This window comes from Paraburkholderia lebeckiae, from assembly GCF_050436325.1.
Lineage (GTDB): Bacteria > Pseudomonadota > Gammaproteobacteria > Burkholderiales > Burkholderiaceae > Paraburkholderia > Paraburkholderia tuberum.
In genome coordinates this window covers 73934-96350 of sequence record NZ_JBNDLZ010000002.1, presented here as the reverse complement: position 1 = coordinate 96350, position 22417 = coordinate 73934, and the positions used below count along the sequence as shown (strand labels likewise).

Genomic DNA, 22417 nt, shown 5'->3' with positions numbered 1-22417 from the left:
CGTCACGCGCATTCTCTGGCACCCAGACCTCCTATCCAGGCTACAGGCGCGCGATGAAACCGTATGTCAATCGCATTACTGAATTACTCGGCATTCAATATCCCATCATTCAAGGCGGCATGCGCTGGGTGGCGCGAGCCGAACTGGCGGCGGCCGTGGGCAATGCTGGCGGTCTCGGCTTCATCTCCGCGCACACCCATGCAAGCGCCGATGCACTCGCGCGCGAAATCGACAGGGTGCGTTCGCTCACCGACAAGCCCTTTGGAGTCAACCTGACCGTTCTCGGCGCCAATGTCGGTCTCGACTATGACGCGTATGTGCGCACGATCGTGTCTCAAGGCGTCCAGGTCGTCGAGACAGCAGGCAGCAATCCGGCGAAATACATCGCCGAGTTCAAGGCACACGGCGTCAAGGTCGTGCACAAGTGCGTGACGGTTCGCCACGCGGTGAAGGCGGAATCGCTCGGCGCGGACGCCGTCAGCATCGACGGGTTCGAATGCGCGGGGCACCCTGGCGAAGACGACATCCCTGGACTGATCCTGATTCCCGCCGCCGCCGACAAGCTGAAGGTGCCGATTCTCGCGTCTGGCGGCTTTGCCGATGGGCGCGGGCTGATGGCGGCTCTCGCGCTCGGCGCGGACGGCATCAACATGGGAACCCGATTCATGCTCACGCAGGAGTCCCCCGTCCACCCTGCGATCAAGCAACGGCTGCTGGAAGCGAGCGAGCGCGATACGGTGCTGGTTGGCCGCTCGATCGGCGATTCAAGCCGGGTGGTCAAGAACAGCGTGAGTCTCGCCGCGCTCGAACTCGAGCGCGCCGGCAACGTGACGCGCTCGGACCTCTACGCGCTGACCGGAGCGCTGCGCTGGATGGACGCATTCGTGACAGGAGAAGTGGAAGGCGGCGCCTTCCCCGCCGGTATCGTGACCGGCCTCATTCACGACTTGCCGACCTGTGCGGAATTGATCGGTCGCATCGTGAAGGAAGCCGCCGCGATTGCGCAACGCCAGCTCGGCTTCAGCGCTGCTCTGGCATGAAACTGACCGGCCTTCGCGTCGTGGACCTGTCGCAATTCATGCCGGGTCCGTTCCTCGCCGCCAACCTCGCCGATCACGGCGCGCACGTCGTCAAGATCGAACCGGTCACCGGCGACCCTACCCGCGGCGCACCCGGCACCGACGGCGCGTTCTTCGCCGCGATCAACCGCGGCAAGCGCAGCATCGCGCTCGATCTGAAACATCCGGACGCACGCGAGGTCGCGATCAAGCTGATGAACGAGGCCGACGTCGTGATCGAATCGTCGAGGCCGGGCGTGGCCGCTCGGCTTGGCATCGACTACGACACGATCAGCCGGACGAACCCGGGAGTCGTTTATTGTGCGATAACCGCATTCGGCCAAACCGGCCCGCTCTCTCAATTGCCCGCACACGATCCGGTAGTTCAATCGCTTGCAGGCACGCTGCCGCGCGATGGCCGGGGAATCCCAATTGCCACGGGGCCGTCGCTCGCTGCGCTGGCCGGTTCATTGACGGCGTTGTCCGCCGTGTTGATGGCGCTGCTGCGCGCGCGGGAAACGGGGCGCGGCGACTACATCGACATGGCGCTTTTCGATGCGGCGCTCACATCGCAGCCGTATCTGAGTGGCCGCTTGCTCAACGCGCCGGACAGCCAATTGCGAGGGCCGACTGAAGGCGACAGCGGGCTTGCGTTGCTCGACACCTATGAGACCGCCGATTCGAAGTGGCTCTGCCTTGGCGGCCGGGAACACAGCTTTGCAACCAACCTGCTTACACCACTCGGCCGTCCGGATCTCGTCGCCGACGCGATCGGCCCAGCCGGTGAAGGCCAGATACGCGTCCGGGAATTTCTGACGCAAATCTTCCTGACTCGCACACTCGATGAATGGCTCTGCTGGTTCGAAGGCCGAAACATCAGTGTGGCGCCGGTGCTCTCGCTCGCCGAAGCGCTCGACCATCCGCATGCGCACGAGCGCGGAATGGTCCAGAGGGATCCGTCCGGACACAACCACGTTGCAAGCCCGATTCACTTCCGTTTGGAGCCTGGGTCGCCACCGCTCGCCGTTCCACAACTTGGCGAGCACACAGAACTCGTGCTGCGGAGCATCGGCTACAGCGATGAACGGATTGCGGAACTCGTCGCGACCGGCGCAGTACGTGGGCAGCACGACGAAGCCCTGGCCCTTGCGCAACCCGCCACCTGACGCAAACAACACCATGCCATTACTGCTAGAGGCGGACGCCGTCGATTTCGCGTCCATCATCCGCCCCGGCGATACCCTCGCATGGGGCCAATCGAACGCAGAGCCCCTTGCGCTCACGCGCACTCTACTTCAGCAGCGGCACAGCATCGGCGCGTTCCGGGTCTTTCTCGGCGCCGGCAACTACGACACGTGCCGGCCTGAGCACGCGGACTGCATCGATTTCGTTTCGTACTGCGGGAGCGGCTCCAACCGCGCACTGGCCAAGGCTGGCGCGCTTGATATCCTGCCCTGCCATTATTCGCAGTTGCCAGAGATGATGGAGTCGGGTCAGCTATCGATCGACGTCCTGCTACTGCAGTTGGCGCCACCGGATGCGCACGGCCGCTACAGCTTGTCCGTCGCGCATGAGTATCTGATCCCGGCGCTCGAGCGCGCGCGCGTCATCATTGCGGAAGTCAACGAACAGGCACCCTGGACTTACGGCGAGCGATATCTTCGCGACGACGACATCGACTTCATTGTCCCGACGTCGCGCGCTCTGCCCGAGAGTTCGCCCAGCGCCGTCAGCCCGACGGAGCTGGCGATTGCACGGCACACGGCCGGATTGATCGAAGACGGCGCCACCATTCAACTCGGCCTCGGCGCGATTCCAGAAGCGATCCTCGCTTGCCTCAACGATCGGCGAGACATTGGCATCCATTCCGGCACGATCGGCGACAGAGTCGCCGATCTGATGGAAAGCGGCGTGATCAACAATGTGCGCAAGACCATCGACACGGGCAAGACCATTGCTGGCGTGATGATGGGGGGTCGCCGCATACACGAGTTCGCGCATCGAAACGACGCCGTGCAGTTTCGTTCGACCCGCTACACGCACGATCCGAACGTGCTCGCAAGCATCGACCGGTTCGTCGCCATCAACTCGGCGCTCGAGGTCGATCTGAGTGGCCAGATCAACGCCGAAATTGCCAGAGGCGTGTATGTGGGCGCGGTGGGCGGCGCACTGGATTTCCTGCGCGGCGCGCGGCGCTCGCGTGGCGGCGTTCCTGTCATCGCATTGCCGTCCACAGCGGGCAAGGGCGCGACCCGCATCGTCGCGTCGTTGAACGGACCGGTCAGCACGCCACGCAGCGACGCGGCCATCGTGGTGACCGAATATGGCGTGGCCGATCTGCGCGGCCTGACGCTGCGCCAACGGCGCGAACGCATGCTGGCAATCGCCCATCCGGACCATCGCAGCGCTCTCGATCAGATGGCGGGCGGCCCGCCTTCCAATCGCTTAAGAAGCGCGACGCTCGTCGGCTGATTGCAACCCGGCCGAATCAGAACTTTCAAACTTTGCAAGGAAACGTCCGATGAAACGCGCGGCAATTGTCTCCCCTGTACGAACGCCCGTCGGCACCTTTGGCGGTAGCCTGCGCGGCGTTGGCGTCGAAGACCTCGGCGCGCTCGTCGCGAATGAAACGATCCGGCGCGCTGGACTCGATCCCGCTCGCATCGACGACGTCGTCTTCGCGCAATCGTACGCGAACAGCGAAACACCTTGCGTGGGCCGCTGGATTGCGCTGCAGGCGGGCTTGCCCGTGGAGGTGCCGGGCATGCAGCTTGATCGACGTTGCGGCGGCGGCCTGCAGGCGCTCGTCACCGCCGCGATGATGGTGCAGACCGGCGCCGCCGACGTGGTGTTGGCCGGCGGCGTGGAAAGTATGAGCAATATCGAGTACTACAGCACGGACATGCGCTGGGGCGCACGGTCGGGCTCCGTCCAGTTTCACGACCGGCTCGCGCGGGGCCGCGAGCGCTCACAGCCGGAATCGCGCTTCGGCTTTATCTCCGGCATGATCGAGACCGCGGAAAATCTGGCCACCGACTATGGCATCAGCCGCGAGGCCGCCGACGAGTTCGCGCTGCGCAGCCATCAACGCGCGGCCGCCGCATGGGAGTCTGGCCATATGGCCGAAGAGGTCGTGGCGGTCAACGTTCCTCAGAAAAAAGGCCAGCCGCTTCCGTTTTCCAAAGATGAAGGATTCCGCACCGACGCCAGCATGGAAAGCCTCGGCAAGCTTCGCTCGTTAATGCCGGGCGGCACAGTCACCGCAGGCAACTCCAGCCAGCAAAACGATGCCGCTGCCGCTTGCCTCGTCGTCGCGGAAGACCGCCTCGAAGCGCTCGGGCTCGAACCCATGGCCTGGCTGACCGGCTGGGCCGCGGCCGGATGCGAGCCATCACGCATGGGCATTGGACCCGTGCCCGCAGTGCGGAAGCTGATGACGCGCATCGGGCTTACGCTCGAGCAGATGGATCTTGTCGAAGTAAACGAAGCATTCGCGTGTCAGGTGCTGGCAGTCCTCAAAGGCTGGAACTGGCACGATACCGACCGGCTCAACGTGAACGGCTCTGGCATATCGCTGGGCCACCCGATTGGCGCAACGGGCGTGCGCATCATGACAACGCTGTTGCACGAGTTGACGCGCCGGAAAGGACGTTATGCGCTCGAGACCATGTGCATCGGCGGTGGCCAGGGTATTGCCGCCGTGTTCGAGCGCGCCTGATCCTGAGCGATGAAGCGCACGGCCTTGCGCCGTGCGCGCGCCCGCACGCTCAGGCCTCCACTTCGAACATCACGAAGTCGGCCTTGGTCGCACCGCACTCGGGGCATGCCCAGTCATCGGGGATGTCCTCCCAGCGAGTGCCAGGCGCGATGCCCTCCGCGGGAAGTCCCATTGCTTCGTCGTAGTAAAAACCGCAAAAAATGCATTGCCACTTTTTCATGATCGTCGATGAGTCGTTGAGGGTGGGGATGCTTCAGGGCGCTACGTCCCAGACGAGCGGCAGATAGAGCATGCCGTTGACGGAGCCCGAGCCGCATCGCGGCTTGTCGCCCTCGCGAATGCGAAAATCGGGAATGCGTTTGAGCCACTCCTGGAGGAAAACCTTGATCTCCGTACGCGCAAGGAACGACCCCGGGCAGCGATGCGGGCCGTTGCCGAACGCGGCGTGCAGCACTGGCTTGCGCGTCAGGTCGACGGCGAGCGGATCGCTGAACTTGCGGTCGTCGAGGCCAAACAGGGAGTTCGGCAACTGAATCTGGTCACCCTTCCTGAACTGGATGCCCTTGTATTCCATGTCCTGTGTGATGAGCCGCGCCGTATTCGCCACGCCAAAGCGCCGGATCAGTTCGTCGACCGACGACACCATCAGATCGGGATTCTCGATCAGCTGCCTCCGGTGCGCCGGATTCTCGGCCAGAAAGCGCGCGATGAAACCCATCATCGATGCGACGGTATCGAGACCACCGAACAGCACGACGATAAACATCCCAAACATGCGCTCGGGGCTGATCGGCTTGCCTTCGATCTGCGCGTTGGCGATGAGGCTGACGAGATCGCCGCCCGCCTCTGCCTTGCGCTTCTCCACCCAGGTGGAGATATAGCCAATCAGCCGGTGCTGGGATTCGTTGCGCTGCTCGACGTTGCCGCGCACGGCCCATTCCGCCCATTCGAGCAATTGTCCTCGATCGCTCAACGGAAGATCGGCAAGACGCAGGAAAATCACGATCGGCAGGATCTTCGCGAACTCCGAGACGAACTCGCATTCGCCGCGTGGAGCGATTTCTTCCATCAGCTCGATTGCGAGGCTGCGCACGTCGCTTTCCAGCGAGGCGATAGCTTGCGGCAGGAAAGCGGGCGTAATCAAGTTGCGGTACGCGGTATGTTCGGGCGGGTCAAGCTCGAGAGGCACGAGCTGCGTCTCGTTGAGCGGCGGGATGTTGACACTGCGATGCGAAAAATGGGTGTGGTCCTTCTGCATCGCCTCGATGTCTTCGCCGCGCGTGGCGATCCAGTGGCCGCCATGGTACGGGGACCAGACGATATCGGGCCCGGTGTGCAGCGTCTTCCACGCCATATGAACATCGTCTTGCACGCCTGGCGGATTCATATAGTCGAAATCGACCACGAGTTCTCGCGGAACATGGTCCGGCACGGTCCAGTCTTTCGTAGGGTTCATCTCGCGTCTCCTATCATTTGGTCGTCTTCGAATGGATGAGTCGTCACACTTTGCATCAACGTGCTAGCGTTCATATTATGCAACGCCGTTCAGTTTTGATATTATACCGAAGCGAGCTTTTTTACATCAACGCCTATCGAACGGAGACAAGAGTGAGCGATTTCGTCAAGGACAAGGTGGTAGTGGTAACGGGTGCGGGTGCCGGCATCGGGCGCGATTTTGCGTTGCAATTCGCGGCGAGCGGCGCAAAGGTCATCGTCAACGACCTTGGTCGCGACGCCGAATCCGGCCAGTTCGCCGCAGAGCGCGTCGTCGAAGAAATCAAGGAGGCCGGCGGGCAAGCGCTTGCCTCGACGGATAGCGTCGCCGAATGGGATTCAGCGCAGAAGATCGTGCAGGCCGCGCTGGACACGTTCGGCCGCATCGACTGTGTGGTCAACAACGCCGGCATCGTGCGTGACCGCATGTTCTTCAACATGAGCCTCGACGAGTGGAAGGCCGTAGTCGACGTGCATCTGAACGGGTCGTTTTTCGTGGCACGCGCGGCGGCTCCGCATTTCAAGGCACAAAACGGCGGCAGCTTCGTTCACATGACCTCCACCTCGGGTCTGATCGGCAACATCGGACAGGCCAACTACTCCGCCGCCAAAATGGGGGTCGTCGGTCTGTCGAAGTCGATTGCCCTCGACATGGCGAAATTCAACGTGCGCTCGAACTGCATCGCGCCGTGGGCATGGACCGCGATGACGGCCTCGATCCCCTCGGAGACGCCTGAGCAAAAAGCACGGGTCGAAATTCTCAAGCGCATGGAATCGCGCAAGATCGCGCCGCTCGCGGTCTACCTTGCGTCCGACCAGGCCGCAAAGGTTTCGGGTCAGATCTTCGGCGTGCGCGCCAACGAGATCTACTTCTTCAACCAGATCCGCATGATCCGCTCGCTGCATCGCGACGGCGGCTGGACGCCCGAAGCAATTGCCGAGCAGGTCATGCCGGCGTTCGAATCGAGCTTCTTCCCGAACGTGCCGTCCATGACGCTCACGCCCTGGGATCCGGTGTAAGCGATACCGTGTCACGCCCGCGCCACATGATGCGGTGGTGGCGCGGGCGGTGCGGCGCTCACCCGCCACACCGCTTACCCTTCCTCTGAACCTCGCCCGCTTTCAGACAAGCCAACGATGCGTCTCGCCTTGAGCAATACCGGCAAGTCCACCATCCGTCCATCTACGGACACCGCCCCGCCTTCTGCCCGCTCATACGCATCGACGATTCGCCGCGCCTTGGCAATTTCATCCGCGCTCGGGCTGAACGTCGCATTGACCGCTGCAACCTGGCGCGGATGAATGCACAGCTTCCCGCCAAAGCCCAGCGAACGCGCCTTCGACGAGTCGTGCGCGAGTTGTCGTTCGTCATCGATTGCCACGGTAACGCCATCCACTGGAGACTGAATGCCCGCTACGCGGGAGGCCAGCACGATACGCGAACGCGCGAGCAGCAACGCGTCCCATGAACCGTCACAATCCAGATCGAGCTCGAAGTCAACCGAACCGAATATGAGTCGCTCGACGCCGGGCATTCGCGCCACGTCCAGTGCGTTCCAGACACCCTCGGCAGATTCGATGATCGGCAAGATGGGTTTCGCCGTTGCCGCCGCGACAGCGGCCAAAGCAGCCGGATTCTCCGCCTTGGGCAACACGACGCCATCGATACCATCGAACGCTGCGAGCGAGAGGTCCTGCTGGAACCACTGCGTACCCGCTCCATTGATGCGCAACAGTACGCGAACCGCCGATGCCGAAAATGTTCGTACCGCACCGGCAACACGCGCACGCGCCGACGCTTTGTCCGCATCTGCGACAGCGTCCTCCAGGTCCACGATCACCGCATCGGCGCCTGCCGCGAGTGCCTTGGCGAATCGTTCGGGCTTGCTGCCCGGCACAAAAAGAAACGAACGCATAAGTCTCCCATTCAGCGTCAGGGCCGGCTACGGCGACCCCGCCAGCGGACCGGCTCGACGATCAGACCAGAGTAGCCGTGGCTTCCATGCGCAACGATCCGTCGCTGCCGGCGATCCACAAGCTCACCTTGCTTTGGTCCGATTCGTGTTGCTTTCCGCAAACATAGAAAGGCGAAGTGTCCACCACCGGTTTGATCGCGCGGAACGAAAACTCTCCGACGCGCGCGCCCGGCAGCTCCGATCCGAGCGAGTCCATCAGAAGCGTGGCGAGCAGCGGGCCATGCACGACGAGTCCCTCGTACCCCTCAGCGCCGATCGCGTAAGGCCGATCGTAGTGAATGCGATGACCATTCAACGTAAGCGCTGAGTAGCGAAACAGCAGCACCGGATCGGGATTGACCTCGCGTGCCCATTGAGCGCCGACGGGCGCGGCCTGCAATGCTGCCGGCTTTTCGCTGGCAGCCGGATGATCGCGATACACGATATCCTGGCGCTCGACGATCGCAAGGCCATGAGCGTCGCTGACCTCGTGCTTGACCTTCACGAACACGAGATCGCCGGTACGTCCATGCTTGTGCGCGACACTCTCGATGCGTGAAAGACGCGTGATCGTGCTACCCGCTTTCAGCGGCCGTAGAAACTCGAGTTGACTGCCCGCCCACATGCGGCGAGGCAAATCGACCGGCGGCAGAAAGCCGCCGCGTTTCGGATGACCGTCCGCCCCCACCATCGACTGGCGATGAACCGGAAGAAAATAAAGCCAGTGCCATAACGGTGGCAAGTCATCTCCACGTGCTGAAAGCGCGTCATCGTGGTCAAGCATGGCGCTGAGGGCCGCCATCGGCGTGGAGGTGACCTGGTCCCGCACTTCCTCGGTGCGCCCAGTCCATTGGTGCAAATACTCGATATCCATGCGCATCGTGCCAATCACTTCAGATCCAGTGCGTCGCGAATCGCCGCAGCGATCGGAAGCAGCGGATCTTCTTCCGGCGTGGTCGGGTTGAACAGCTTGTTATGGCAGATCGCGACGGCGAGCCCGGTATCCGGGTCCGCCCAGCCGATCGAATTGCCCTGCCCCGGATGGCACAAGGCGCGCGGTGAACGTGCCGCCGTCACCGGCGGATGGTTGCCGCCGAACCAGAAGCCACCGATCGTGATTGGAATCGGAAAGCCGAACATCACCGGGTCGGGTTCCTCGCTATTGGCGCGTGGCGTGTTCAGCGTGGCGACGAGCTCCTTCGAGAGTATCCTCACGCCGTCCAACTCGCCGCCGCATGCCAGCATTGCCCAGAAGCGCGCCTCACTGCGTGCATTGAAGATCCCGCCAACGCCCGCGACTTCCGCGCGCCGCACGTCCGGGCGCTCGAACACTTGCGGCGCCAATGCGACCTGTTGCGGCATCGAGCGCAGGAACAGCGGCGGCAGGTATTCCGCGGGAACCGGCACCATTGCATCGGTGAGACGTGCGATGCGCGGTTCGACTTCGTCGGGAATGCCGATCCACAGATCGTCGATGCCGAGTGGCATCGCAATCTCCTCCCGGACAAAACGGCCCAGCGAGCGCTTCTTCGGATCGGCGCGTCGCACCAGCTCGCCAACGATCCAGCCGAACGTCATCGAGAGGTACAGCGTCTTCGTCCCCGGCTCCGCAAGCGGCTCAAGGTTGGCGATGGCGCTGGTCATCCACTGCCAGTCACACATCAGCTCCGGTGTGACGCCTTCGGGCATTTGCGGCACACACGCGCGATGAGTCAGCACATCGCGCACCGTCGTTTTCTGCTTGCCGTGGGCACCGTACTCTGGCCAGTAGCACGTCACCGGCGCATCGTATTCGATGAGCCCGCGGTCGGCCAGGATATGCAACGCGGTTGCTGCAACGGCCTTCGTCACCGAATACACATTGAAGAGCGTTTCGCCGTCGACCAGACGGCCGGTGGACGGATCGGCCACGCCGCTCCATGCGTCGATCATGAGCTTGCCGTTCAGATAGGCCGCCACCTGCACGCCGATCTCACCGCCTTCCCGCGTGGCGCGGTCGAGCGCCTGCTGAACGATCGCGTTGCGCTCCGTTGATGCTTGCACTACCAAGTTCATATCGTGTCTCCGATTCGTGAACATTCGCGTTGACGGGCTACGTCTTGCCGGACTGCGCGGCAATACCGGCGAGCCCTTCGAGCGCGAGCCCGTAGCCCAGTTCGTCGAGCATGCGGCGCTTGAACGGCTGCGTGAAGACCGCGCGCGTGTATCGCAGCGTTTCGATCGGCTTCGCCGCGAGTTCGTGCGCCATTTGCCACGCACGTTCGAGCAACGTATCGTGCGCGACGACTTCACCGACGACGCCAAGCTCCCACGCGCGCTGCGCCGTGACGCGCTCGCCGCTGAGAAGAAAGTAGCGGGCGCGGTTGTGGCCAATCAGCATCGGCCAGACGATCTGCACGCCGTCCGCCGGCACCACGCCGTGAACGAAGTGCGCCTGGTCCGAGATTTCGGCGCGACTGGAGGCCAGCACGATATCCGACAGCACGAGCAACTCGGCATGAATGAGTGCCGGCCCGTTGATCGCGCCGATAACCGGAACCGGAATGTCCAGCAGTTGCATCAGCAGGTCCTGCCCCTCGCGCTGAAGGCGCGGCCAGCCTTGCGCAAGTGGCTCCGTCGGCATCTCGGCGTAATTCATCGCGTCGCAGAACGAATCGCCGGTGCCGGTCAGGATGACTACGCGATTGTCGAGGTCGCGTGCGATCTGGTAGAACGCCTCGCCGAGCTGGCTGTGAATGCTGCGATCGAGCGCGCCCCACTTGAGCGGGCCGCCATCGGTATGCAGGCGCACTTGCAAAATACCGTCGCGTCGCTCGAAGTCGATGTTCGTAAAGCGCCCGCTGTAGTCTTCAAGGCGGCTCATCGCGCGTCCTCCAGGATCAGGCCGGCGGCGCGCCATGCCATCGCCATCATGGGGCCATTCGTGTTGCCGGAGATCATCGTGGGTGTTACGGAGAGATCCATCACGCGCAGGCGTTCGACACCGCGCACGCGCAGCCGCGAATCGAGCACGGCAAGCGTGTCCGATCCCATCTTGCAGGTGCCGCAAGCGTGATAGCCGGATTGGCCTTCACGCCGGTAGAGGTCGAGAATCTCGTCATCGGTCTGGACGGCGGGGCCTGGGCGTGTCTCCCCTGCCAGCAGGCTGGCAAGCGGCTCGGCGGCCAGCACGCTGCGCATGAACCGGAATGCGTTGACAGCCATCTGCCGGTCGTACGGATCGGCAAGGTAGTTCGCGACGACTTCGGGCGGCACGCGGGGGTCCGCGGACTGGATCCTGACGTGCCCTTCGCTGCGCGGGCGCAGCGGATAGCTGAAGAGCTGCATGCCTGGGAAAGGCTCGAACGCGTAACCGGCTGCGCCGAAATCCATCGAGTACGGCGCCATCATCAGTTGGACATCGGGACGCATCGCATCCGCCGCGGTCTTGACGAAGCCGCCCACCTGGTACGAGCCGAGCGACATCACGCCACGGCGGAACAGCAGATACTGCATCGCGTTGCGCCATAAGCGCATGCCGCTGAACTGCCGGTTCTGCGAATCCCGCCAATGCCGCAGGCGGGCTTGCAGCATATATAGATAGTGCTCGCGCAGGTTCAGTCCGACCCCCGGACTCGCCGCCACGACAGGAATGCCAAGCGATTGCAGATGGCCGGGATCGCCAACGCCCGACAACTGCAAAAGCCGCGGCGACTCGATCGCGCCCGCCGAGAGCACGACCTCGCGACGCGCACGGTAAGCGATCTGCTGCCCCCCGCTTTCGCACTGCACGCCGACGGCGCGCGTGCCGTCAAACACGATTCGCGCGGCTTGCGTGCCGGTAGCGACTGTGAGGTTCTTGCGCGCCCTCGCGGGCTTCAGAAAGGCTTCGGCCGAGCTTTGCCGACGACCGTTGCGTATCGTATAGATCAGATAGGCCACACCCTCGTGATCGAGCCTGTTGATATCTTCCACGCGCCGCACGCCGAGCGACCGGCACGCTTCGAGTACGGCGTCGCCGATACGATTGCGCTGCGCATACGGTGACACTTTCAGCGGGCCGCCCTCTCCACGCAACTCATCGGCGCCGAGCGCGTGATCTTCGATGCGCCGGAAGCAAGGCGCCAGGTTCTGCCAGCTCCAGCCTTCGACACCCAGTTCGGCCCATCCGTCGTAGTCTTCGGGATGACCTCGCATATACACCATGCCGTTGATGCTGCTGGAACCGCCGAGCATCTTGCCGCGAAGCCAGATTTCGTTGCGATGCCCGTTGCCTTGATCGGGCTGCACTGGAATGAACCAGGCATGAGCTGGGTCGCCCAACAGTTTGCCAAAGCCTTTTGGCATCCGGATCAGCGGATTGCGATCTTCCGGACCTGCCTCGATGAGTAGCACGGTATGGTGCCCGCTCTCTGAAAGGCGATTGGCTAGCACGCAACCCGCCGCACCCGCGCCAATCACGATAAAGTCAAACTCGGTCATCTATGCGTTCTCCACCGTCCGTGCCTTGTCGGCCAGCCCCATCCACAGCACGCGAGGCCGGCGTTGTTCCTGTTAGCCGAAGATGACGGGAATCGAATGCGGAACCCGCATCATGATCCCGTTGATCTGTGGAGCTGGCGCGGCCGGATCGAGCCGAAGATTGGGCAGGCGATCGAGAATCGCGTTGAGCGCGCGCGTCATTTCCACGCGCGCCAGGTGCTGGCCGATGCACACGTGTGGGCCATAGGCGAATGCAAAGTGCCGGTGACCCGCCTTGCGATAGATATCGAACCTGTCCGGATCGGCGAAACGGCTGGGGTCGCGATTGGCGCTGCCCGCCACCACGTCGAGAAATGCGCCGGCAGGAATCTCGACACCGCCGAGCGTGACATCACGCGTCGCCATACGCGACTGCATCAGCACGGGGCCGTCCCAGCGCAGAGCCTCTTCGATCGCCGCCGCGACCAGCGTGCGATCCTGGTGCACCGCTTCGAGCTGTACCGGATCGCGCAGCAACGCAAGCAACAGTACGCTGGTCGCGCGATAGGTCGTGTCGCCGCCCGCATTCACCAACTGGCGAAGAAACGAAATGACGACCTCGTCCGGTAGCCGCTCACCGTCCACCTCCGCGGTGGCCAGCGAGCTCACCAGATCGTCGCCGGGATTACTGCGGCGCTCGTCGACAAGCCGCGCGAAATAGGTGCCCAGCTTCGTCGATGCCTCCACGCCATGCTCGACATCGATCGAAACCAGCGTCTGTGCGATTGCGAGCTTGTGAAAGATCTTCACATCTTCCGGCGGCAATGCCAGTTGCCGATAGATGATGTTGAACGGGTAGTGAAGCGTGAACTCGTTGACGAGATCCGCATGTCCGCGATCCATGAACTTCGACATCAGCTCGCTCACCACCGGGTCGACCAGCGTATCGCCCCATGCCGCGACGGTGTGCGGCAAAAAGGCCTTCTGGAAGATGCGGCGGTAGCGCGGGTGCTCGGGCGCATCCATCGTCGAGATACTGCGCCCGAAGCTGATGCCGAGATTGCGCTCGTAAGACTTGTTTGAAAACACTGCCGGGTCGCCAAGCACCTTCGAGACTTCGTCGTATCCGAATACGGAATAGTGCGCGACGTCGGACATGGTCAGGTCCGCCGCGCCGCCCATCAGCACACGGTAGTCACCGTGCTGAACCGCAGCCTTTTCCCGCAGTTCCGCAATGCGTGGATAAGGGTCCGCATCGGCACCGTAAGCGAGTGAATCCTCGAAAAAGGGGTTGAACTTAGGATCGTCGAAGTCCTCGAGTCGCAGCGCGCCGGCCATGGTTCCTGTCTCCGTTAATCGTTTGTTTGCAGGCACCTCTGCTTTCGCGTGGTACCAATAGTTGAACTATGTTCTATTTTGCACAAGTGTGCAAGATCGATTTATCATTCGCGGAAGGGGTTGTTGCGCGCTTTCTGGCTCGCGCCCGCCATCAAAGGGAAACCATGCCGTCCAGCACCACGCACGCCGCCAACAGACGGGCGACTGCCATCAATGAGCCGCGTGCCACGGCGCGCAGCACGACGCCAGAGCGCATTCTCGATACGGCCGAGCGGCTGTTCGCGATGCACGGCTACTTCGGCACGTCGATTCGCGACATCATGCAGAGCTGCGGCATGGAACTGAGCCTCGCGCGGTACCACTTCGGCAGCAAAGACGCGCTGTTTCAGCAGGCGATCGGTCGCCGCGCCGCGGTGATCAGCCGGCAGGTCATCGAATCGCTCGAGGCCGAACTGGCGCCGCTGCAAGGCAAGCGTCCCGACGTGGAAGCAATCGTGACCGCACTTTCCGCACCAGCCTTCGCGCATCTGAAGAGCGGCGATCCGGGGTGGCGAAATTACTTGCGCCTGCTAACCCAGATTGGCTGTCTTCTGGAGCGCCCCGATCTCACGGCGCCGTTTTATGACCAATACGCGCCTGCGGCCGCGCGCTACCGTGACGCCTTCGCCAAGGCACTTCCCCGCGTCACGCCGGAGACCGTCGAACTGGTGCAGCATTTCGTCGAGTCCGTGTTTCATCTGGTGCTCAACGAGCTTTACGCGCAGGAAGCGCGCTCCGGAGCCAAGGCACTCACGACAGCACATATCGAGCGCATGCGCACCTATCTGATTCGTTTCGCGGTTGGCTGGCATCGAGGCGATGGTCAGCTCCGCATCGGCCCAGCGGGGTTCATGAGCATTGACAGTCGCAGCAACCGTCGTTCACAATTTAGAACATTATTCAGACTTACTGTGGCCGCAGCGAGCGTGCGGCCGTGCGAGATGGAGTTAGCCTCATGACAGCTGGAGACGCAGAGAACATCGCGCTGATCGTCGGGGCGGGTCACGCAGCGGGAGAATGCGCGACCGCGATCCGCGAACAGGGATGGACGGGACGCATCGTGATGGTGGGAGAAGAACCGCATTTGCCCTACCAACGGCCACCGCTCTCCAAGGCATTCCTGTCGGGCGAATCGACCGCCGAGCAGCTGTACCTGAAACCGCTGTCGACGTACGATAAAGCGCGTGTCGAGTTCATCCCGAACACGCGCGCGCAGCGCATCGACCGTGACGCGAAACGGGTCACGTTGTCCAACGGCAGCGAAATCAGCTATACGAAACTGGTTCTGGCCACCGGCGGCCGCGCGCGGCGCCTCGCGTTGCCGGGTATCGAAGCGATCGAGAAGCTGCAGAATTTTCACTACCTTCGCACGCTCGATCACGTCGCGCGCATTCGAAACCAGTTTCATGCCGGCTCGCGCCTCGTGATCATCGGCGGTGGATATATCGGGCTGGAAGTGGCCGCGGTAGCCGTGAAGCGCGGCTTGCGCGTCACCGTGCTCGAGGCGTTGCCGCGCGTCCTCGCGCGCGTCACGGCTCCCGAGCTTTCCAGGTTCTACGAGGAAGTTCACCGCGAAGCCGGAGTCGAGATCCGTACCAACGCGATCGTGAGTGGGTTCGAACTCGACGCATCCGGCGACGCCGTTGCCGCCGTGTGCTGCGCGGACGGCACGCGCGTCGCCGCGGATCTCGTCATCGTCGGCGTGGGACTGGAGCCCGCCACCGAACTCGCGCAAGCGGCCGGCCTTGCTGTCGACAACGGCATCATGGTCGACGAACACACGCGCACGTCCGACCCGGACATTTTTGCGGTCGGGGATTGCACCAACCACCCCAACCCTTCCCTTGGACGTCGCCTGCGTCTCGAGTCCGTCCCTAACGCGCTGGAGCAGGCCCGCACCGCCGCTGCGTCGTTGTGCGGCAAGGAGCGTGTCTACAACAGCGTGCCGTGGTTCTGGTCCGACCAATACGATCTGAAGCTCAAGATGGTCGGCTTGTCCCTCGGCTACGACGAGTTTGTCCTGCGCGGCGATCCCAAAGCCCGCTCTTTCTCGGCGTTTTATCTCAAGGACGGCGTCATGCTCGCAGCCGATACGGTCAGCCGTATACCCGAATTCGTGCTGGCCAAGCGTTTCGTTGCCGAGAAAATTCCGGTCCGCGCCGCCGATCTCGCCAACGAATCGATCCCGTTGAAAAGTCTGCTTCCCTAGTCCAATTCATTTTTCAGAGGTTCAGAAGCCATGCCGCTCATTCGATTCATCCAGCCGGACGGCAGCGAGGCCGCCGTAAGCGCCAACGTTGGCGACTCAGTCATGCAAACAGCGGTGAACAATCAGATCCCTGGCATTCTCGGCGATTGCGGCGGCAGCTGCAGCTGCGCAACCTGTCACGCGTATATCGACGACACCTGGAGCAGCCACATGCCAGCGGCGGAATCCTATGAAGTCGACATGCTCACCTGCGCGATGGACGTGCGCGAAAACAGCCGTCTGACATGCCAGATCTTCATGACGCCGGAACTGGACGGGCTGGTGGTGCGTCTGCCCGCTCTGACGGCGTAAGCGCGAGGAGCACGGAGGCCTGCCGCACGACGCCGATCACCGGCGCTGACTCAGGCATCCGCGCGGCGCTGTCGCCGTATCTGACGACGCTCGGCGAACAGGGGATCGGCGTCGATCTAAACGATGCGGAAGTTTGCGCGGAGCTCACTCCTTGCATTCCTCGCCAGTTCCACGAATGGCTACGTGGTGCGGCCAGGAGCCGAAGACGAGACCGCGCTTACGGCGCTTTCGTCAACGCGTCGATCGCGTGTTGTTCGCTGTTGCTCCAGAACGCCGCCCACGTCGGAAATCCTTGCGGAAGACGCGGCTGATACCGATCGCCTTCATACTTGCCGGGCCAGTTCTGCAAGCGCGGCGCACCGGGGCGAGCGAGCCAGTCCGTCGAATACCAATGCTGTTCGTCGCGACGCTCGAAGCACCACTGCCCGTCGCGCCGCACATAGTGATCGAAGTAGCAGATCGCCATCACCACCCACGCTCCGTTGTCCTCGTGCTCCGCGCGACAATAGACGCTTCCCGTCGCATGATCGGCATCGATGAAATCGACGACGTGGCCGCAGATCTGGTGAATGCTGCGATAAAAGCCGCGCAGAATATGCTCGGACCCGTAGAACGTCTTCAATGCCGCGCGCCCTACGCCCCATCGGCCGCAATCGACGTCTTCGGCGAACAGTTGCACCAGGCTGTCCAGATCGCGCGAATCGACCGCGAGCGCGTATCGGACGGGCAATTGTTGGATGGCGAGCTGCGCCTCAATGCGCTCGACACGCGCGAGCAGCGCTGAATCCGTCGTCATGCCTTCCCCTTCCTAGCGTTGGCCATCGCGGCCGGGCGCGCGCGGATTTCGTCGGCATAGTAAGGCTGGTGTGAAAGAAGTCCGCCATCGACGTTGAACACCTGGCCCGTGACGAACGCCGCCTCGTCCGAAGCGAGATATACGACCGCGTGTGCAATGTCTTCGGGCCGCCCGAGGCGAGGCGTGAGATGGTGGCTCAGCATCATCTCTCCGGTCTCCCCCGCGTAGTACGCCTGGGTCGCCGGCGTGACGATCAGGCCGGGAGCGATCGCGTTGCAGCGTATCCCCTCCTTGCCGTGCTGCGCGGCGACGTAGCGCGTCAGCGCCTCGATACCGGCCTTGCAGACACCGTACGCGCTGTACCCCAGCGCGCCCGCCTGAGCGGCACCGGAAGAGGTATTGATAATCGAACCGCCGCCTCGTGCGCGCATCAGCGGCAGCGCGCACCGCGAGGCCAGCATGGTGCCGCGAAGATTGATGCGCATCGTGTCGTCCCAGACGCCGACGTCGAGTGCCTCGACTGCCGCATCGACCGTACTGGAAAGCGATGTGGCCGCGGCGTTGTTATGCAGGATATCGAGCCCGCCCCAAGTCTTGAGCGTCAGATCGAACAATGCATCGATCGAACTTTCGTCGCCGATATCGACCTGCACCGGGACCGCGTGCCCCCCCGCTTCGTTAATACGACGAACCTGTTCCTGCGCGCCTTCGAGATTCAGGTCCGCCACGACGAGCAAGGCGCCCTCCTGCGCGAGCATGGCGGCACAGGCAGCGCCGATACCGGATGCGGCCCCGGTCACGATGGCAATCTTTTGCTTCACGCGTTGCATGATCTGCTCCTCGTCTCAGGCCGTTATCGGTGTCCGGCCGCTTGCTGCAACGCGGTCGAGATGAAAGTCGATATCGCCGAACATCTTCTCCATCATCGTCATCTTGCGGAAGTAGTGCCCTACCGGATATTCCTCGGTGAGCCCCATGCCTCCGTGCAACTGGATGCCCTGCGCGCAAACGAAGCGATTGGCGCGCGCGGCAACGGCTTTGGCCGCCGAGATGACGCGGCTGCATTCGGCCGCCGGGCCGTTCAGGTGCGCGATCCCGCAGTACAGCATCGAACGCGCCTCCTGCGTGGCGACGAACATCTCAGCCATGCGATGCTGCAGCGCCTGGAACTTGCCGATAGGTTGGCCGAACTGCGAGCGTCCCTTGATGTACTCCGAGGTGATCGCCATCACGGCTTCCATCATGCCAAGGCTCTCGGCCACGCTCGCGAGACTGGCGAGTTCCGTTGCCTGCGTGAGCACCTGCAGCGAGCGTTCAGGTCCGACGATCAATGCATCGTCACTGAGCTCGACGTTGTGCAGGTCGATATCCGCGGCACGCGATCCATCGAGCAAGCGGTACGACCGGCACGTCACGCCCGCGGCCCGGCGATCGACAAGAAAAACGCCCACGCCTTGCGACGCGCCTTCGACTCGCGCCGTCACGAGCAGCTGGTCCGCCGACGCGCCGGCGATCACCAGTGTCTTCGCGCCGCTGATCACGTAACCCGAGGCGCTCTTGAGCGTGTGCGTTTGCGCGTGGCATCCCAGCGTGTACCGGCTGCCCGCTTCGCTGTCCGCGAGCGACAGCAGCAGCGTGCCGTCGATGACGGCGGGCAGCAGCGTCTCACGCTGGCGCCGCGCATCGCCTCGTTCGATGATCGTGGCGCAAAGCAGCGCCGTCTGCACGACCGGCTCGAGCGCCATACCGCGGCCGAGCGCCTCCATCACGATCGCCGTTTCAACGAACGAGCACCCGAGACCGCCGACGTCTTCCGGCATCGTCAGCCCGAGCCAGCCAAGTTCGGCATAGGCGCGCCAATGTTCGCGGCTGAAACCCTCTTGCCCCGATGCGATGCGCGTGCGCGCCTCGAATCCATACTCCTGCTGAACGTATCGCTCTGCGCCGTCCTTCAGCATCAATTGTTCTTCGGAGAAGTTGAAGTCCATGGCTACAGTCCAAATGCCAGCTTGGCAATGATGTTCTTCTGCACTTCGCGCGCGCCGCCATAGATCGTGGATGCGCGAGCGATCAGATAGCCCGACGTGCGGCCGCCGATGTAATCCGGCCAATTTTCGTCGACCGCCAGATCACCCTGCGGCTCGCCGTGGTCCTCGAAACGCATCGCGCGGGGACCGAGTGCGTCCATTTGCAGCTGTGTCACGCGCTGTTGCATCTCCGACCCGCTGATCTTCAGCGCAGAGACGACCGCATCGAGATTGCGCTCGCTCTTCTCTTCCGCAAGGATGCGGAGCACCGACCATTCGAGCGCCATCAGGTCCGCTTCGACCTCCGCGACCTTGCGCGCGAACCCCGGTGTATCGATGAGCCGTACGCCGTCCTCCCGCTCCTGCTCCGCGATGTCTTTCGCGCGTTGCAGCTCGCGTTTGTTGAAGTACAGGAACGCGCTCGCCGTGCGCTCCTTCTCGAGGAGGTACTTCGCATAGGTCCATCCCATGCCGGCCTCGCCCACGAGATGCGACTTCGGCACACGCACGTTTTCGAGGAACACTTCATTCAGGCCCTTGCCGCCCTCGATCGAAACGATCGGACGCACCGTGATGCCCGGTGTGTCCATTTTGACCAGCAGGAAGGAAATGCCTCGTTGCGGCTTGACGCTCGTATCGGTCTTGACGAGGAAAAAGCCCCAATCGGCGATCGTTGCGTCGCTGGTCCAGATCTTCTGGCCGTTGATCACGTACTCGTCCCCGTCGAGCACGGCCGTGGTCTTCAGTCCAGCCAGATCCGAGCCCGCGTTCGGCTCCGAAAAGCCCTGACACCAGAACTCGTCGCCGCGCAGAATAGGCCCGAGAAAACGCTCCCTCTGCCAGTCCGAACCGAACGCGATGATGACGGGCGCCACCATCTGCGTCGACTGCCACCCATAGTCCATGGCATCGGCGTTGTACAGCTCTTCCATGAAGATATGCTTGCGAAGCGCGCTCCAGCCGGTGCCGCCATGTTCGACGGGCCAATGGGGCGCACCCCAGCCGCGCTCGTACAGAATGCGCTGCCATCTGCGGATGTCATCGCGCGCAGGCGGATGCACGCCGACCCGCCAGCGGCGTGAAATGTCGGCCGGCGCATGCTCACTGAAAAACGTTTTGACTTCCCGACGAAATGATTCGTCTTCCTCGCTATAGCCGAAATGCATGCCTGACTCCTGACTCTCTTGCGGCCCCGTTGTCTGCTCTGTCGCGCCACTTCGCCGCGCTTGTGCGAGTGCTCCGCCTAGCGGCCTCTGAAAGCCGGGGCGCGTTTTTCTCTCGCCGCGAGCCGGCCCTCCGCGGCGTCCTCGGAGTTCACCGCAAGCGCCACCGCGTTCAGTTCCTGCGCAAGAAACTCTTCCATGCCACCGCGGTTCAACCTGAACAACTGCTTGGTCAGCCCGAGCGAGAAAGTCGGGCCAGCCGCCAGCTCGCCAGCCAGCTTTTCGGCAGCCGCGTCAAGCTCGCCGTCCTCGACAAGGTGACTGGCAAGACCCATATCGAGTGCTTCCTTGCCGCTCAGCCGGCGATTCAGATACATGATTTCCTTGGCGCGAAACTCGCCGCAATGACGCGCAAGCAGATGCACCATGCCGCCTTCAGGTAAGGTGGCGCGCATCAGGAAGGCGGGAATGAACTGCGCCGTATCTGAAACGATGAGCTGGTCCGCGCACAGCGCAAAGCTCCAGGCAATTCCCACGGCAACGCCTCGTACCGCCGCGACCATTGGCTTGTTCAGGTTGTACAACCGAAGCGCGATCTTCTGATACACCGCCATCGATGCGCGCGCGTGCGCCACACTCATCTGCGGTGGCGCGGCGCCGCTGCCCTTGATGTCGGCACCGGCGCAAAATGCGCGGCCTGCGCCAGTGAGAATCACCGCGCGAATCTCCGGATCCTTTTCGATGCGATCGAGGTGGCCGAGAATCAGATCAAGCATTTCCGGCGTCAGCGCGTTGAGCTTCTCGGGGCGGTTCAGACACAGCGTCGCAACCGCGCCGTTCAAAGTGAGTTCAACATCCATGATGTTCGGATCTTCGTCTGAGTTTGGTTCGTCCGTTCGACGGTCTGGTCAACTGCCGCGAGCATGCAGGCGGATCATCCCGTCGCCGAACGGCTCGTCGCGGCGCTTGAGCGCTTCCTTCAGGCCAACCGCTTCCATGTCCGCCTTGAACTGCGCGCGGCGCGGCCCCAGGCTCTGGTGAGCCCGTGAGTCGTTTTCCACCGCGAGCCGCTGAAGCGTGCGCGAACCGGCCAGCTCCAGCCCGATGTTGACAATGCGCTTGTTGGCCGCAAGCAGATCGGCATCGACAAAGGACAGACGGCGTGCCAACTCGCCCACCTCCGCTTCGAGCTGCACTGCCGGCACCGCATCCATCACGAGCCCGATCTTCGCGGCATCGCGGCCCGTCAGCGAGTCGCCAGACAGCAGCAGACGCTTCGCCCACTGCGGGCCGACGTGATAGAACCACATATGCGCAGGCGGCGAGCCGTTCGCGCGCGTGGCGGGAAAGCCGATCCTTGCGTTGTCGGCCGCGATCACCATGTCGCACGCCAGCGCGAGATCCGTGCCGCCCGCAAGACAGTTGCCATGCACCTGCGCGATGATCGGCTTGTGGATATCGGCCATCAGATTGACCGTCTCCGACTGCCGCTCCATCGACCAGCAGTCGTCGTCGAAGCTGCGAATCGTTCCACGATAGTCACCCGGATCAGCGGCGTCCGCGGCCCGATCCGAATACGTCGTCACCAGATCGTAGCCTGCGCAGAAGTCGCGGCCAGCTCCCGACAGTACGATCACGTTCACCGATTTGAGGTCGTCGGCTTCGAGCAACGCCGCCTTGAGTTCCTGCAGAAGCGGATTGTTGATGGCGTTGCGCTTGTCCGGACGACTCAGCGTGATGCGCGCAACGCGTTGAGCCACTTCAAACTTCACGCACTCCGATGTTTTTAGCCATTTGGCCATGGTCGATTCCCTCCAATTGAGGCGATT

The 22417-nt window shown here is 62.9% G+C and carries 22 protein-coding genes; 8 read left to right on the top strand and 14 right to left on the bottom strand.

Annotated elements, in window-relative coordinates; genetic code table 11:
- Window positions 1–53 precede the first annotated feature (53 nt).
- Genes OKW44_RS03435 through OKW44_RS03420 form a run of 4 tightly spaced genes read left to right on the top strand, consistent with a single transcriptional unit; the run spans window position 54 to window position 4776 of the window.
- Entirely contained in the window at window positions 54–1040 is a 987-nt protein-coding gene (locus tag OKW44_RS03435; protein ID WP_018425473.1) for an NAD(P)H-dependent flavin oxidoreductase, read from the top strand.
- Window positions 1037–2224: a CaiB/BaiF CoA transferase family protein gene (locus OKW44_RS03430; protein ID WP_018425474.1), complete on the top strand. Its 1188-nt coding sequence runs from the start codon at window positions 1037–1039 to the stop codon at window positions 2222–2224. Before OKW44_RS03435 ends, OKW44_RS03430 begins: the two co-directional genes overlap by 4 nt.
- A 13-nt stretch (window positions 2225–2237) precedes the next feature.
- Window positions 2238–3530 (top strand): acetyl-CoA hydrolase/transferase family protein, encoded by a 1293-nt coding sequence (locus tag OKW44_RS03425; protein ID WP_035472410.1) that lies wholly within the window; start codon window positions 2238–2240, stop codon window positions 3528–3530.
- A 49-nt stretch (window positions 3531–3579) separates the two neighbouring features.
- Window positions 3580–4776 carry an acetyl-CoA C-acetyltransferase gene (locus OKW44_RS03420; RefSeq protein ID WP_018425476.1) on the top strand — a complete coding sequence of 399 codons (1197 nt, stop codon included), beginning with the start codon at window positions 3580–3582 and terminating at the stop codon, window positions 4774–4776.
- 49 nt (window positions 4777–4825) lie between these two features.
- Here OKW44_RS03420 and OKW44_RS03415 read toward each other — a convergent pair whose 3' ends face one another.
- Together OKW44_RS03415 and OKW44_RS03410 are read right to left on the bottom strand one after the other, a co-directional pair.
- Window positions 4826–4996, bottom strand: a complete 171-nt coding sequence (locus OKW44_RS03415; protein WP_018425477.1) for a rubredoxin — start codon at window positions 4994–4996, stop codon at window positions 4826–4828.
- 33 nt (window positions 4997–5029) lie between these two features.
- Entirely contained in the window at window positions 5030–6232 is a 1203-nt protein-coding gene (locus OKW44_RS03410) for a cytochrome P450 (protein ID WP_018425478.1), read from the bottom strand.
- A 152-nt stretch (window positions 6233–6384) separates the two neighbouring features.
- Between OKW44_RS03410 and OKW44_RS03405 the strand changes: the two genes are divergently transcribed.
- Window positions 6385–7290, top strand: coding sequence for an SDR family NAD(P)-dependent oxidoreductase (locus OKW44_RS03405; RefSeq protein WP_018425479.1), 906 nt, complete (start codon window positions 6385–6387; stop codon window positions 7288–7290).
- A 74-nt stretch (window positions 7291–7364) separates the two neighbouring features.
- Here OKW44_RS03405 and OKW44_RS03400 read toward each other — a convergent pair whose 3' ends face one another.
- From OKW44_RS03400 to OKW44_RS03375, 6 genes are all read right to left on the bottom strand, one after another.
- Window positions 7365–8186 (bottom strand): HpcH/HpaI aldolase/citrate lyase family protein, encoded by an 822-nt coding sequence (locus OKW44_RS03400; protein ID WP_018425480.1) that lies wholly within the window; start codon window positions 8184–8186, stop codon window positions 7365–7367.
- 61 nt (window positions 8187–8247) lie between these two features.
- Window positions 8248–9105: an HTD2 family dehydratase gene (locus tag OKW44_RS03395; RefSeq protein WP_026226706.1), complete on the bottom strand. Its 858-nt coding sequence runs from the start codon at window positions 9103–9105 to the stop codon at window positions 8248–8250.
- 8 nt (window positions 9106–9113) lie between these two features.
- Complete coding sequence (locus OKW44_RS03390; RefSeq protein ID WP_018425482.1) at window positions 9114–10280, bottom strand: EstA family serine hydrolase; 1167 nt, start codon at window positions 10278–10280, stop codon at window positions 9114–9116.
- Between the two features lie 37 nt (window positions 10281–10317).
- A complete protein-coding gene (locus tag OKW44_RS03385; protein WP_018425483.1) occupies window positions 10318–11088 on the bottom strand; it encodes an enoyl-CoA hydratase/isomerase family protein in 771 nt (256 codons plus the stop codon).
- The gene (locus tag OKW44_RS03380) at window positions 11085–12686 is read right to left on the bottom strand and encodes a GMC family oxidoreductase (protein WP_018425484.1); all 1602 of its coding nucleotides are present in this window, start codon (window positions 12684–12686) and stop codon (window positions 11085–11087) included. Before OKW44_RS03380 ends, OKW44_RS03385 begins: the two co-directional genes overlap by 4 nt.
- Before the next feature lie 72 nt (window positions 12687–12758).
- A complete protein-coding gene (locus OKW44_RS03375) occupies window positions 12759–14003 on the bottom strand; it encodes a cytochrome P450 (protein WP_018425485.1) in 1245 nt (414 codons plus the stop codon).
- Between the two features lie 68 nt (window positions 14004–14071).
- On the opposite strand from OKW44_RS03375, the gene OKW44_RS03370 reads away from it, so the two are divergent.
- From OKW44_RS03370 to OKW44_RS03360, 3 genes are read left to right on the top strand one after another with little or no spacing between them, the layout of a single operon-like run.
- Entirely contained in the window at window positions 14072–15001 is a 930-nt protein-coding gene (locus OKW44_RS03370; RefSeq protein ID WP_429409482.1) for a TetR/AcrR family transcriptional regulator, read from the top strand.
- Window positions 14998–16251: an NAD(P)/FAD-dependent oxidoreductase gene (locus OKW44_RS03365; RefSeq protein ID WP_018425487.1), complete on the top strand. Its 1254-nt coding sequence runs from the start codon at window positions 14998–15000 to the stop codon at window positions 16249–16251. Before OKW44_RS03370 ends, OKW44_RS03365 begins: the two co-directional genes overlap by 4 nt.
- Before the next feature lie 30 nt (window positions 16252–16281).
- Complete coding sequence (locus OKW44_RS03360) at window positions 16282–16602, top strand: 2Fe-2S iron-sulfur cluster-binding protein (RefSeq protein ID WP_018425488.1); 321 nt, start codon at window positions 16282–16284, stop codon at window positions 16600–16602.
- Window positions 16603–16819: 217 nt separating this feature from the next.
- Here OKW44_RS03360 and OKW44_RS03355 read toward each other — a convergent pair whose 3' ends face one another.
- The 6 genes from OKW44_RS03355 to OKW44_RS03330 all read right to left on the bottom strand — a co-directional run bounded on the left by OKW44_RS03355 (window position 16820) and on the right by OKW44_RS03330 (window position 22390).
- Window positions 16820–17398, bottom strand: a complete 579-nt coding sequence (locus OKW44_RS03355; protein ID WP_018425489.1) for a nuclear transport factor 2 family protein — start codon at window positions 17396–17398, stop codon at window positions 16820–16822.
- Entirely contained in the window at window positions 17395–18228 is an 834-nt protein-coding gene (locus OKW44_RS03350) for an SDR family oxidoreductase (RefSeq protein WP_018425490.1), read from the bottom strand. The genes OKW44_RS03355 and OKW44_RS03350 overlap by 4 nt, the downstream gene beginning before the upstream one ends.
- A gap of 15 nt (window positions 18229–18243) precedes the next feature.
- Window positions 18244–19386 carry an acyl-CoA dehydrogenase family protein gene (locus OKW44_RS03345; protein ID WP_018425491.1) on the bottom strand — a complete coding sequence of 381 codons (1143 nt, stop codon included), beginning with the start codon at window positions 19384–19386 and terminating at the stop codon, window positions 18244–18246.
- 2 nt (window positions 19387–19388) lie between these two features.
- Window positions 19389–20591, bottom strand: coding sequence for an acyl-CoA dehydrogenase family protein (locus tag OKW44_RS03340; protein ID WP_018425492.1), 1203 nt, complete (start codon window positions 20589–20591; stop codon window positions 19389–19391).
- Window positions 20592–20668: 77 nt separating this feature from the next.
- Window positions 20669–21448, bottom strand: coding sequence for an enoyl-CoA hydratase/isomerase family protein (locus OKW44_RS03335; protein WP_018425493.1), 780 nt, complete (start codon window positions 21446–21448; stop codon window positions 20669–20671).
- Between the two features lie 48 nt (window positions 21449–21496).
- Window positions 21497–22390, bottom strand: a complete 894-nt coding sequence (locus OKW44_RS03330) for a crotonase/enoyl-CoA hydratase family protein (RefSeq protein ID WP_018425494.1) — start codon at window positions 22388–22390, stop codon at window positions 21497–21499.
- Between the last annotated feature and the right edge of the window lie 27 nt (window positions 22391–22417).